The following is a 12,213-nucleotide window of genomic DNA, read 5'->3' as shown; positions in this document are numbered from 1 at the left end:
GTCAGACGGCTCCCAGCGCGGCGGCCACCGCGTCGCGGACTTCGGCGTCGGTAGGAACCGGTCGGCCCTGCTCGGCCGCGAGCTCGGCCAGGGAGACCATCGTGACGTCGTGCAGGCCGCAGGTCGTGAACGTGTGAAACACGTCCATCGCCGGATCTACGTTGATCGAGAACCCGTGGCTGGTCACGCCGCGGCGGATCCGCATCCCGATCGAGCAGAGCTTGCGGTGGTCCTCGGTCCAGACGCCGACCAGGCTGCTCTCGCCGCGCGGCGTCTCCCGGCGTACGAGCGGGAAGCCGAGCTCGCCGAGCGCGGTGATCAGGCCGTTCTCGACCCAGCGGACGACGTCGACCGCGCCGCGCTGCTTGAGGTCGATCACCAGGTAACCGACCAGCTGGCCAGGGCCGTGGTACGTCGCGAAGCCGCCACGATCGACCGCCACCGCCGGGATCCCTGCCGTCTCGGCCGGGAGATCGGCCGGCGACGTCCGCGACCCGTACGTGATGACCTGCGGATGGCTCAGCAGGAACAGCCGGTCGCCCGCCGTCCCGTCGGTGCGCTCCTCGACCCAGGACTTCATGTCCTTGGTGGCCACCTCGTACTCGACCTCGCCCAGATCCACCCGCTGCAGCACGCTCACCCGTCCACTGTAGGTGGACCCGTTTAGCGTGACGGTCATGACTGACTTCGCCCCGGTGCGGCGCTCGTTGGACCAGCAGGTCGCCGACGGCCAGGCGCCGGGCTTCACCGCCGCCATCCGGTACGCCGGCCGGACGTCGTACTACGCGACCGGCACGCTCGCCTTCGACTCCGACCAGCCGATGCGGACCGGCACGCGCTTCCGCATCGCGTCGTTGAGCAAGCCCGTGGGCGCGGTGGTCGCGCTGTCGATGGTTGCCGACGGCTTGTTCGCACTGGACGACCCGGTCGCCCAGTGGCTGCCCGAGCTGGCCGAGCCGCGCGTGCTGGTCGCACCCGACGCACCGGTCGACCGGACCGTACCGGCGGACCGCCCGATCACCGTCCGGGATCTGCTGGCGATGACGCTGGGACAGGGCGCCTTGCCGGCCGAGCTGCCGGTGGCCAAGGAGTACGTCGAGCTGGTGCACCAAGGGCCGTTGCCGCCGTTCATGACGCCGGACGAGTTCATGGCCCGCTTCGCGCGGGTCCCGCTGGCGTACCAGCCGGGGACTCGCTGGCTCTACCACGCAGGCATGGACGTGCTGTCGGTGCTGCTCGGCCGGGTCGCCGGTACGTCGTTGAGCTCCGTACTGCGGGAGCGGGTGACCGGGCCCCTGGGGATGCGGGCCACGAGTTTCCAGGCCGACGGCGAGACGCTGCCGACCGCCTACCGGTCGCTGGCCGACGGCGGCCAGGAGTTCGGCGAGTACGGCGGGGCGTTCGAGCAGGCGCGGGCGTTCGAGAGCTTCGGCGGGGGACTGGTGTCGACCGTCGAGGATTACCTGACGTTCCTCGCGGCGCTGGCGGACGACCGGCTGCTGCCGCGCGAGTTGCGCGAGCAACTGACCACGGACCAGCTCACGCCCGAGGGGCGGGCCGGGATCTCCGAGCTGTGCGGCCCGGCGATGTCGTGGGGGCTCGGCGTCGCGATCGACACGGCGGTGACCGAGCCGTGGACGTCGGTCGGGCGGTACGGCTGGTTCGGCGGGGCGGGGACCAGCGCGTGGGTGGATCCGTCGCGGAACCTGATCGGCGTCGTGTTCTCGCAGCGCTGGGTGGACGGGCCGCGGGACGACTTCGGGTACTTCTGGCGGCCGCTCGCGGACGTCGTACCGGCGTGAGAAATGACTGAGGGCGGTGACTCTTGCGAGTCACCGCCCTCTTCTGTCGGGCTGACAGGATTTGAACCTGCGACCTCGTCGTCCCGAACGACGCGCGCTACCAAACTGCGCCACAGCCCGAAGCCGGAGTCAGCTTACATGCGCCCTGGCCTGGGACGAAATCGGGTTAATCGGCGGCATGGATCCGGGGCACCAACGTGAGCAAAGTCGCCTCCGGACGGCACGCGAAACGCACCGGCGCGTACGGCGAAGTGCCCAGTCCCGCGGACACGTGCAGGGCGGCCTGACGGTCCTCGTACCCCCACGTGCTCAGGCCTTTGACCCGGGAGGTGTCCAGGTCGCAGTTGGTCACCAGAGCGCCGTACAGCGGTACGGCGAGCTGCCCGCCGTGTGTGTGCCCGGCCAGGATCAGCGGGTACCCGTCGCCGACGAACGCGTTCAGGACCCGCTGGTACGGCGCGTGCGTGACGCCGATCGAGAGGTCGGCCGAGGAGTCGACCTCGCCGGCGACCTCGGCGTACCGGTCGCGCTTGATGTGCGGGTCGTCGGTGCCGGCGAAGTCGAGCCGCAGGCCGTTGACCTTCAGCGTGGCCTTGAGGTTGTTCAGGTCGGCCCAGCCGGCGTCGGTGAAGGCGCTGCGCATCTCCTCGAACGGCAGGTCCGGTCCGTGCGGCTTGTGCTTCTGCTTGTTGGCCGGGAGCAAGTAGTTCGCCGGGTTCTTGAAGTGCGGCTTCCAGTAGTCGTTGGAGCCGAAGACGAACACGCCCGGCAGGTCCAGCAGTGCGCCGTAGGCGCGCAGCAGCGGGAGCACCGAGTCGGGCGAGGAGAGGTTGTCGCCGGTGGTGACGACCAGGTCCGGCTCCAGCCGGGCCAGCTCGTTGACCCAGCGGATCTTCTTCTCCTGGGTCGGCATCAGGTGCAGGTCGGACAGGTGCAGCACCTTGAGCGGGTCCGCGCCCGGCGGCAGCACCGGGACGGTGAAGCGGCGCAACGTGAACCAGCGCACCTCGACGGCCGCCGCGTACCCCACGCAGGCGGCGCCCACCGCGCCGATCACACCTGCGGTCTTCAGCGTCGTTGTGGCCAGCCCCCGGAAGCTCATTGCTCCAGCCTGCCACAATCTCCCCTATGTCCAACTCCGAGCTGAAGCAACGCCTGCACGACGACATGACCGCGGCCCTCAAGGCCCGCGACGACATCCGCAAGTCCACGCTGCGGATGGCACTGACGGCCGTGACGAAGGCCGAGGTGGCCGGCAAGGAGGCCCGCGAGCTGTCCGACGCCGAGGTGCTCGACGTCCTGACCGCCGAGGCCAAGAAGCGCCGCGAGTCCGTCACCGCCTACCGCGACGCCGGCCGCGCCGAGCTGGCCGACAAGGAGCAGGCCGAGGCGGACATCCTCGCCGAGTACCTGCCCGAGCAGCTCACCGCCGAGGAGATCGCCGCCCTGGTCACCGAGACCATCGCCGCCACCGGCGCCGCCGAGCTCGGCCCGCGCGGCATCGGCAAGGTGATGGGCGCCCTCCAGCCCAAGGTCAAGGGCAAGGCCGACGGCGGCGCCGTCTCCGCCGAGGTCAAACGCCAACTCGGCGCCTGACCAGAGCGCGGCAGTCCGTGGAACACCAGAGGGCCTTCCCTTGGGGGGAAGGCCCTCTGGTGATTCAGGTCAGCGTCCCCCGCAGTTGGGGTACTTCGGGTGCCACGGCGGGCACTGGGGATTGCCGCCTGGTTTGCCCGTGTTGGGCGGGTTCGGGGGTTGCGGGCTGGTCGGCGGGGGCGGTGGCTGCTGGCCGTTCTTGCCGTTGGAGATGTAGATGGTGACCAGCGAGCCCTCCGGAGCGCCGTCGCGCTGGCGGGGGGACGTGTAGGCGACCGTGCCGGTCGCCTCCTGCGAGTCGACCTGGCCGGGGGCCACGGTGACCTGGAAGCCGGCGCCCTGGAGCCGGTTGGTCGCGTCCTGGACCGACATGCCGGTGACGAACGGCAGGTCCTTCACGTCGCCGCGGATGGTCTTGTCGCTCGGCGGGACGAAGTGCGTCTCGGCCGTGCCCTTCAGCGCGGCGCGCATCGCGGCTTCCCAGATCGGTCCGGCGGTGCCCGAACCGCTCGGGTCGGCGATGTCCTTGCCGTTCAGGGTGTGGCCGTACATCAGGTTCGTGTACGGCAGCTTCGCGTCGGCGACGACGGAGGCCGCAGCCATCGTCGAGGAGTAGCCGGAGAACCAGACGGCCTTGTTGTCCTGGATCGTTCCGGTCTTGCCGGCCAGGTCGCTGGGGCCGAAGTTCAGCCGGTTACCGGTGCCGCCCTTGCCCATGACCTCGTGCAGAACCCGGTTCACGCCGTCGGCCACCGGCTGCTCCAGCGCCTGGTTGCAGTCGATGCCCGGCGTCTTGATCGGCTTGCCGGCCGCGCTGGTGATCGAGGTGACGGCCAGCGGCTTGCAGTACTTGCCGCGGGCGGCGAAGGTCGCGTACGCGTTGGCCAGCATCAGCGGGCTGACGTTGTCGACGCCCAGCGTCATCGAGATGACCTGCTGCAGCGGCTGCAGCGTCTGCGCGTCCCGCATGCCCAGCTTCGCCGCGATGGTGGCGATCGCGCACAGCCCGGTGCGCTGGGACAGCTGCAGGAAGTAGGTGTTGGTCGAGGCCTTGGCCGCCTCGATCATGGTCAGGTCACCGCTGCGGGTCGAGTTCTTCGGGTGGTAGTCGGGATCGCTGGTGGTCCCGGTGCAGGTCTTGAACTTGACCCCGCTCAGGTCGATCGGCGACGGCGAGTTGATCCGGTAGTTCAGCGGGATGCCCTGCTGGATCGCGGCGGCGATGGTGAACGCCTTCATCGTCGACCCGTTCTGGAACCCGCCGTAGCCACCGGCGTAGGTCTTCTCGACGTTGTAGTTGTACGACGTCGTGTGGTTCGTCCCGTCGCCGTACGGCTTGCTCTGCGCCATGCCCTTCACCAGCCCGCTGCCCGGCTGGACCATGGTGACCGCGGCGATCGTGGTGTCGGCCGGCTTCGACTTCGACTTGATCGCGGCCTCGGCGGCGCGCTGGATCTTCGGGTCGAGCGAGGTCTTCACGGTGATGCCGGCGGTCTTCACGTAGTGCGCGCGGCTCTTCTCGTCCGGGCCGAAGGCCGGGTTCTCGAGCAGCTTGGAGTAGGCGTACTCGCAGTAGAACGGGTAGTCCGACGCGGCGCAGCCGTTCGGGACCTTGTTGACCTTCTTCGGGTCGTAGACCGGGGTGCGGATCGCGTCGGTCGCCTGCTTGGCGGTGATGACGTTGAGCTCCTGCATCCGGCGCAGCACCACGTCGCGGCGGTCCTTGGCCCGCTTGGGGCTGTTGGTCGGGTCGTAGCCGGTGGGGTTCTTCACCAGGCCGGCCAGCAGCGCCGCCTGCGGGAGGGTCAGCTTCGCGGCGGTGGTGGAGAAGTAGTGCCGGGCGGCCGCCTCGACGCCGTACGCGCCGTCACCGAAGTTCGCCAGGTTCAGGTACTTCTCCAGGATCTCGTCCTTGGAGAACTCCTTCTCGACCGCCACCGCGTAGCGCAGCTCGGCGATCTTGCGCTGGTACGTGGACGCGGTCGCCTCCTGGTACTCCTCGGGGGTTTTCGCCTTCGCGATCAGGCTCAGCTTCACGTACTGCTGCGTGATGCTCGAACCACCCTGCTGCACGGAGCCCTCGGACTGGTTGCGCAGCATCGCGCGCAGCGTGCCCTTGGCGTCCAGCGCGCCGTGCTCGTAGAAGCGGTCGTCCTCGATCGCGACGATCGCCTTGCGCATGATCGGGTTGACCTGGGCGAGCGTGATCGGGACCCGGTTCTGCTCGTACAGGTAGGCGATCAGCGAGCCGTCGGCGGCGACGATCTTGCTGGTCCGCGCGGGTGGAGCGGTCTTCAGTTCCTGGGGGAGGTCCTGGAGTGTCTCGTGGGTCTTCTCGGTCGTGAACCCGGCCAGTCCCGCGAACGGGATCGCCAGACCGGCGGCGAGCGCGCCCGACAGGACACTCACTCCGAGGAACAGAACCACCGACTGGACGACGCCGCGGTCGCCCTTCTCCCTGACGCGCATGCGTCAGAGCCTACGGGATCGCCGAGCCACGCCGTAGTCGAGCATGTGATCTACGTCACGCCAACCATCAAGGCCCGTTGAACGTCTGCAGCGGGCGCGAAGCAGCCGGTACGACGTACCGGCCTGACCCTCGCGCGAAAAATCATCCGAAAGGAGGACGGCCGACCGATCCGCCGGGACAGGTGGGTCGGTCGGCCGTCAGGGGGTTCCTGCTCCGGTCCGCCGGCCACGAGGGCCGGCGGACCGGGTCGATCAGGCGGCGTACTGCCGGGCGTCGACCTGCGCCGGGACCAGCGCCAGCTCGAGCACCTCGCGGACGTCGCTGACCGGGTGCACGGTGAGCTCGGCCAGGACGGACGCGGGGACGTCCTCGAGGTCGGGCTCGTTGCGCTTCGGGATCAGGATCGTGGTCAGTCCGGCCCGGTGGGCGGCGAGCAGCTTCTGCTTCACGCCACCGATCGGGAGCACCCGGCCGGTCAGCGACACCTCACCGGTCATCGCGACCTCCGAGCGGACCGGCCGCCCGGACAGCAGCGACGCCAGCGCGGTCGTCATCGTGACACCCGCCGACGGCCCGTCCTTCGGGACCGCTCCGGCCGGTACGTGGATGTGGGTGTTCCGCTCGGCCAGGTCACCGACCGGCAGTCCCAGTTCCGCGCCGTGCGAGCGCAGGTAGGACAGCGCGATCTGCGCCGACTCCTTCATCACGTCACCCAGCTGACCGGTCAGCGTGACACCGGTCGGACCGGTCTCCTTGTCCGCCAGCGACGCCTCGATGAAGAGCACGTCACCACCGGCACCCGTCACGGCCAGGCCTGTCGCCACTCCCGGCAGCGCCGTCCGCTCCGCCGACTCCGGCGTGAACTTGGGCGATCCCAGGTAGGCCTTCAGGTTGTCCGCGGCGACCGTCACCGATCCACCGAGGTCCTCGCCGAGCGCCAGCTTGGCCGTCACCTTCCGCAGTACGCGGGAGATCGACCGCTCCAGCTGCCGTACGCCGGCCTCGCGGGTGTACTCGCCGGCGAGCAGGCGCAGCGCCGACTCCTCGACGTTGACCTCCTCGGCCGTCAGGCCGGCCCGCTCGAGCTGCCGCGGGAGCAGGTGGTCGCGAGCGATCACGACCTTCTCCTCCTCGGTGTACCCGTCCAGCTGCACCAGTTCCATCCGGTCCAGCAGCGGAGCCGGGATCGAGTCGAGCACGTTCGCCGTGGCCAGGAAGACCACGTCCGACAGGTCCAGCTCGACCTCGAGGTAGTGGTCCCGGAAGGTGTGGTTCTGCGCCGGGTCCAGGACCTCCAGCAGAGCCGCGGTCGGGTCACCCCGGTAGTCCGCGCCCACCTTGTCGATCTCGTCCAGCAGCACCACCGGGTTCATCGAACCGGCTTCGGTGATCGCCCGGACGATCCGGCCCGGCAGCGCACCGACGTACGTCCGCCGGTGACCACGGATCTCGGCCTCGTCCCGGACACCACCCAGCGCGACCCGGACGAACTTCCGGCCCATCGCACGGGCCACGGACTCGCCCAGCGAGGTCTTGCCGACACCAGGAGGACCGACCAGGGCCAGTACGGCGCCACTGCGGCGGCCACCGACCACTCCGAGGCCACGGTCCGCGCGGCGGCGCCGTACGGCCAGGTACTCGGTGATGCGCTCCTTCACGTCGTCCAGGCCGGCGTGGTCCGCGTCCAGGATCGCCCTGGCCTCACGGATGTCGTAGCCGTCCTCGGTCCGCTCGTTCCAGGGCAGCTCGAGCACGGTGTCCAGCCAGGTCCGGATCCAGCCGACCTCGGGGGACTGCTCCGCGGTCCGCTCCAGCTTGTCGACCTCGGCGAGCGCGGCCTTGCGGACGTGCTCCGGCAGGTCGGCCGCCTCGACGCGGGCCCGGTAGTCCTCCTCCTCGGACTCGGCCTTGCCGTCCAGCTCGGCCAGCTCCTTGCGGACGGCCGCGAGCTGCTGGCGAAGCAGGAACTCACGCTGCTGCTTCTCCATCCCCTCCTGGACGTCCTTCTGGATGGACTCCGACACCTCGAGCTCGGCCAGGTGGTCCTTCACCCAGCCGATCAGCTTGGTCAGCCGCTCGGTGACGTTCGCGTTCTCCAGCAGCTCCAGCTTCTGGGCGTCGTTCAGGTACGACGCGTAGCCAGCCAGGTCGGCCAGCTCGGCCGGAGCGTTCACCTGCTTCACCGAGTCGATGACCTGCCAGGCACCGCGGCGTTCCAGCACGCTGGTGACCAGCAACTTGTACTCGCGGGAGAGCTCCGCCGACTGGGCGTCGGTGATCTCGTTCAGCACCGTGGCGCCGACCCACAGGGCCGCACCCGGACCAGTGGTCCCGGCGCCGATCAGGACCCGGGCGGTACCCCGGATCACGGCCGCCTGGGCGCCGCCCGGCAGCCGGCCGATCTGCTCGATCTCACCGAGCGTCCCGGCCTTCGCATATTTTCCGTCCAGGCGCGGTACCAGCAGCACCTTGTCCTGCCCGGACGCCTGCGCCGCGTCGATCGCAGCCCGGGCCTCGGTGTCGGCCAGCCGAACCGGCACGACCATTCCAGGCAGGACCACGACGTCGTCCAACGGCAGAACAGGAAGATTCAACGTCTCAGTCACGCTGTCACACCCTCACTTGAAGATTGAGTCTGACAGGCTCAACGGTGGACGTGACCTGGTCATTCCCAGGCCCCTCGCCGTTCGCTCACGGCGAAGACGAGGGCAGTGCCTCGGCGAGCCAGCCCGCCAGCGCCTCGGCGTACTGCCGTCGCTCGGCCGGATCCAGCGGCGCCAGCAGCCGGTGCCAGTTGAGCACCCGGCCGATGCGGGCGACCCGGTCGGCGAGGTCACTCACCGCGACCAGGTGTGCGCGTTCGTGCTCCGCTGTCCATGGTTCCAGATAGGCGTCCCGCAGCCGGTGCTCGTCACCGGCCAAGCGCGGATCGCGGCGGACACCGTCCAGCACCCCGACCAGTACGCCGAACGGGTGGCTGACCGACGCGTCGCCCCAGTCGAGGAACCGCACGTCACCGGAGCGGCCGATCAGCACGTTGTCGTCGTGCAGGTCGTCGTGCTGCAGGGTGGCGGCGATGCCGCTCCGGGCCAGCTCCGCGCACCACCGCGCGTGGTCGGCAGCGAGTGCGACTGCTCCGGAGCCAGGCTCGCTCCCACAGGCGAGGGTCAGCCTGCACCGCCAGCCGCGACTTTGAGCTGCTCGCCACCGTCCTCGGTCAGGGACCAGGCCCGCTGGTCGTCCACGGCGACGACGGTAGGTGTCCAACGCGGTGCCCGGGCCTGCAACGCGACCAGCAGCCGCGGCTCGTACGCCGTACCGCGGCCGTTCGCCTTGAACCAGAGCGTCCCCGCGCTCGACGGGACCCGCATCGTCGCCGACCAGGGCATCAGGCGCGGTGCTGAGATCTCGCCGGTGAGTGTCGCTCCGTACCTGTCCAGCTGCTCTTGGATCCAGGCAACCGCTGCCGTCCGCTGGGACGAGTTCCAGCCGGCGGTGAACGTCACGCGGTCAGCAGGTCGCCGATGGTGCGGAGGCCGGCCAGGTCGTGGACGTCGTCGGGGAGGGCGGGGACGTCGACGGTGGCGATCGCGCGGTGGCCCCGGCGGAAGCGGTCGGCGCGTTTGGTCTCGCCGACGACCTGTTGCATGCGGTCGGCGTGCAGGAGGAGGACGGCGGCGGTCAGGTCCGACTTGCCGGCCTCGGTCAGCTTCTCGGCGGCGGCCAGGGAGCGCTCGGCCGACAGATCGGGGGCGTGCGTCGTGGTCACGCGGTTCAGTACGACGCCCGCGAGCGGCATCCGCTCCTCGCGGAGCCGGTCGGTGAAGTACGAGGCCTCGCGGAGCGCGTCGTTCTGCGGCGCGGCCACGACCAGGAACGCGGTGTGCGGCTCCCGGAGCAGCGCGACCGTCTTCTCCGCCCTCTCCCGGAACCCGCCGAACAGCGTGTCGAACGCGGCCGCAAAGGTCTGGACGTCGGTCAGCACCTGCGCGCCGAGGACCTTGTTCATCACCGACATCGCCAGGTTCACGCCCGCGGACATCAGCCGCAGCGGCCCCCGGGCCGGCGCGAGCAGCAGCCGCAGGAACCGGCCCTCCAGCAGCGAGGCCAGCCGCTCGGGCGCGTCGAGGAAGTCGAGGGCAGAACGCGACGGCGGGGTGTCGACCACGATCAGGTCCCACTCGCCGGTCCGCTCGGCCTGCTTGTGCAGCTGGCCGAGCTTCTCCATCGCCATGTACTCCTGCGTCCCCGCGAACGACGACGACAGCGCGACGTAGAACGGGTTCGCCAGGATCTGTTCGGCCTTCTCCGGCGTCGCGTGCGCCAGCACCACCTCGTCGAAGGTGCGCTTCATGTCCAGCATCATCGCGTCCAGGCTGCCGCCGTTCGCGCCGTCGACGTCCTTCACCGCGCGCGGTGTGTTGTCCAGCTCGGTCAGCCCGAGCGACTGCGCCAGCCGCCGGGCCGGATCGATCGTCAGTACGACGACCTTCCGCCCCCGCTCGGCCGCCCGCAGTCCCAGCGCCGCCGCGGTGGTCGTCTTGCCGACCCCGCCCGCACCACAGGTCACCACGATCCGCGTCTTCGGGTCGTCGATCAACGCATCCAGATCCAGCGCGGTCACGAACGCAGCTCCTCAGCCAGGTCGAACAAAGCCCCGTGGTCGATCCCGTCCGGCACCAGCGCCAGCTCCGTCACCTGCTTGCCCAAGGCATCGATCCGGTCGCGGTTCTCACGCTCCAGGCCGATCCGTACGGCGTGGTCGCGCGCCTCGGCCGCCAGCGTGCTCACCATCTGCTTGCTCGCCGAGATCCCGGTCGCCTTCAGACCACGGGCCAGCTCGGCGGCGGGCAGTTTCTCCTTCACCGCAAGGGCCAGCGTCTCGTCGTCGAGCGGGCTGTGCCGGACCATGTTCACCACGATCGAACCGATCCGCAGGTCGAGCGCCTCGAGCTGCCCGACCGCGTCCAGGGTCTCCTGAACCGGCATCTCCTCCAGCAGCGTGACCAGGTGGATCCGGGTCACGTCGGAGCGCAGCATGCCCATGATCGCGTCCGCCTGGTTGCGGATCGGGCCCATCTTGGCCAGCCCGGCGACCTCGTGGTTGACGTTCAGGAACGGGCCGATCCGGCCGGTCGGCGGCGCGTCCAGCACCACCGCGTCGTACGCGAGCCTGCCGTGCGCCTTGCGCCGGGTCGCCTCGTACACCTTGCCGGTCAGCAGCACGTCGCGCAGCCCGGGCGCGATGGTGGTGACGAAGTCGACCGCGCCGACCTTGTCGAGCGCCTTCCCGGCCCGGCCGAGGTGGTAGTACATGTCGAGGTACTCCAGCAGCGCGGCCTCGGCGTCCACGGCCAGCGCGAACACCTCACCGCCCGCGGGTCCGACGGCGATCCGGCGTTCGACGTACGGCAGTGGCGGTACGTCGAACAGCTGGGCCAGTCCCTGGCGCCCCTCGACCTCGACGAGCAGCACCCGCTTGCCCTCGTCGGCCAGGGACAGCGCCATGGCGGCGGCCACCGTCGTCTTCCCGGTGCCGCCCTTGCCGGTCACCACATGCAGCCTCGCCATGGTCCCCAGCGTAGGACGTGGCCCACAGCACACCGTCCACGACGCCCGTTAGAGTCCACCTCATGAAGAAGTTCGAGTACTTCACCGCGCCGCTGCTGGTCCACTCGACCAAGGAGATCCTGGACAACTTCGGCCAGGACGGCTGGGAGCTGGTCCAGGTCGTCCCGGGGCTGAACCCGGAGAACCTGGTCGCCTACTTCAAGCGGGAGATCACCGAGTCATGAGCCACCCCGAGGAGAACCTGGCCGCGCTCGGGCTGAAGCTGCCCGACGTCGCCAAGCCGGTCGCCGCGTACGTCCCCGCGGTCCGGACCGGCAATCTGGTCTACACCTCCGGCCAGTTGCCGCTGCGCGAGGGCGCCCTGATCGCCACCGGCAAGGTCGGCGGCGAGGTCACCGCCGAGGTGGCCGCCGAGTGCGCCCAGCAGTGCGCGCTGAACGCCCTGGCCGCGGTCAAGGCCGAGATCGGCGACCTGGCGAACGTCAAGCGCATCGTCAAGGCGGTGGCGTTCATCGCCTCCACCCCCGACTTCACCGGCCAGCCCCAGGTCGCCAACGGCGCCTCCGAGCTGTTCGGCCAGGTCTTCGAAGAAGCCGGCCAGCACGCCCGCAGCGCCGTCGGCGTCCCGGTCCTGCCGTTGGACGCCCCGGTCGAGGTAGAGCTCATCGTCGAGGTCGCCTGACCCGTACGCCGACAGGTGGTGGCCAGGCAAAGCCCTGCCCCCACCTACCGGCCGGCTCGGTCCGAGGGCGCGGCGCCTCCCCAACTCCCATC

11 protein-coding genes and 1 tRNA gene are annotated in these 12,213 nt (G+C 70.0%); 4 read left to right on the top strand and 8 right to left on the bottom strand.

Annotated features, from left to right (window positions below):
- Nucleotide 1: 1 nt before the first annotated feature.
- Nucleotides 2-640, bottom strand: coding sequence for a lipoyl(octanoyl) transferase LipB (gene lipB, locus ABD235_RS21685; protein WP_344176800.1), 639 nt, complete (start codon nt 638-640; stop codon nt 2-4).
- Between the two features lie 37 nt (nt 641-677).
- Between lipB and ABD235_RS21680 the strand changes: the two genes are divergently transcribed.
- Nucleotides 678-1,802, top strand: a complete 1,125-nt coding sequence (locus ABD235_RS21680) for a serine hydrolase domain-containing protein (RefSeq protein WP_344176798.1) — start codon at nt 678-680, stop codon at nt 1,800-1,802.
- Nucleotides 1,803-1,848: 46 nt separating this feature from the next.
- Here ABD235_RS21680 and ABD235_RS21675 read toward each other — a convergent pair.
- Nucleotides 1,849-1,922 (bottom strand) — tRNA-Pro (locus ABD235_RS21675).
- 46 nt (nt 1,923-1,968) lie between these two features.
- Nucleotides 1,969-2,904, bottom strand: a complete 936-nt coding sequence (locus tag ABD235_RS21670) for a metallophosphoesterase (protein WP_344176796.1) — start codon at nt 2,902-2,904, stop codon at nt 1,969-1,971.
- 26 nt (nt 2,905-2,930) lie between these two features.
- Between ABD235_RS21670 and ABD235_RS21665 the strand changes: the two genes are divergently transcribed.
- Nucleotides 2,931-3,398: a GatB/YqeY domain-containing protein gene (locus ABD235_RS21665; protein WP_344176794.1), complete on the top strand. Its 468-nt coding sequence runs from the start codon at nt 2,931-2,933 to the stop codon at nt 3,396-3,398.
- 69 nt (nt 3,399-3,467) lie between these two features.
- On the opposite strand, the gene ABD235_RS21660 is transcribed toward ABD235_RS21665, so the two are convergent.
- The 5 genes from ABD235_RS21660 to bagA all read right to left on the bottom strand — a co-directional run bounded on the left by ABD235_RS21660 (nt 3,468) and on the right by bagA (nt 11,439).
- Nucleotides 3,468-5,867: a transglycosylase domain-containing protein gene (locus ABD235_RS21660; protein WP_344176791.1), complete on the bottom strand. Its 2,400-nt coding sequence runs from the start codon at nt 5,865-5,867 to the stop codon at nt 3,468-3,470.
- A 252-nt stretch (nt 5,868-6,119) separates the two neighbouring features.
- A complete protein-coding gene (gene lon, locus ABD235_RS21655) occupies nt 6,120-8,474 on the bottom strand; it encodes an endopeptidase La (protein WP_344176789.1) in 2,355 nt (784 codons plus the stop codon).
- Between the two features lie 85 nt (nt 8,475-8,559).
- Nucleotides 8,560-9,210: a phosphotransferase gene (locus ABD235_RS21650; RefSeq protein WP_344178706.1), complete on the bottom strand. Its 651-nt coding sequence runs from the start codon at nt 9,208-9,210 to the stop codon at nt 8,560-8,562.
- Nucleotides 9,211-9,370: 160 nt separating this feature from the next.
- Nucleotides 9,371-10,492 (bottom strand): ArsA family ATPase, encoded by a 1,122-nt coding sequence (gene bagB, locus ABD235_RS21645; RefSeq protein ID WP_344176787.1) that lies wholly within the window; start codon nt 10,490-10,492, stop codon nt 9,371-9,373.
- Nucleotides 10,489-11,439: an ATPase BagA gene (bagA, locus tag ABD235_RS21640; RefSeq protein ID WP_344176785.1), complete on the bottom strand. Its 951-nt coding sequence runs from the start codon at nt 11,437-11,439 to the stop codon at nt 10,489-10,491. The genes bagB and bagA overlap by 4 nt, the downstream gene beginning before the upstream one ends.
- A gap of 62 nt (nt 11,440-11,501) precedes the next feature.
- Here bagA and sp36 point away from each other — a divergent pair, with 62 nt between their 5' ends.
- Entirely contained in the window at nt 11,502-11,663 is a 162-nt protein-coding gene (sp36, locus tag ABD235_RS21635; RefSeq protein ID WP_012918129.1) for a Sp36 family protein, read from the top strand.
- Complete coding sequence (locus ABD235_RS21630; RefSeq protein WP_344176781.1) at nt 11,660-12,121, top strand: RidA family protein; 462 nt, start codon at nt 11,660-11,662, stop codon at nt 12,119-12,121. The genes sp36 and ABD235_RS21630 overlap by 4 nt, the downstream gene beginning before the upstream one ends.
- Nucleotides 12,122-12,213: the final 92 nt, after the last annotated feature.

The sequence above is a fragment of the Kribbella lupini genome (genome assembly GCF_039529595.1).
Taxonomy (GTDB): domain Bacteria; phylum Actinomycetota; class Actinomycetes; order Propionibacteriales; family Kribbellaceae; genus Kribbella; species Kribbella lupini.
This window is presented reverse-complemented; position numbering and strand designations above follow the sequence as displayed.

What these genes read in the sequence shown, in the direction of transcription:
- ABD235_RS21680 (WP_344176798.1), top strand. Translation starts at nt 678, where the DNA reads ATGACTGACTTCGCCCCGGTGCGGCGCTCGTTGGACCAGCAGGTCGCC.
- ABD235_RS21670 (WP_344176796.1), bottom strand. Translation starts at nt 2,904, where the DNA reads ATGAGCTTCCGGGGGCTGGCCACAACGACGCTGAAGACCGCAGGTGTG.
- ABD235_RS21665 (WP_344176794.1), top strand. Translation starts at nt 2,931, where the DNA reads ATGTCCAACTCCGAGCTGAAGCAACGCCTGCACGACGACATGACCGCG.
- ABD235_RS21660 (WP_344176791.1), bottom strand. Translation starts at nt 5,867, where the DNA reads ATGCGCGTCAGGGAGAAGGGCGACCGCGGCGTCGTCCAGTCGGTGGTT.
- bagA (WP_344176785.1), bottom strand. Translation starts at nt 11,439, where the DNA reads ATGGCGAGGCTGCATGTGGTGACCGGCAAGGGCGGCACCGGGAAGACG.
- sp36 (WP_012918129.1), top strand. Translation starts at nt 11,502, where the DNA reads ATGAAGAAGTTCGAGTACTTCACCGCGCCGCTGCTGGTCCACTCGACC.
- ABD235_RS21630 (WP_344176781.1), top strand. Translation starts at nt 11,660, where the DNA reads ATGAGCCACCCCGAGGAGAACCTGGCCGCGCTCGGGCTGAAGCTGCCC.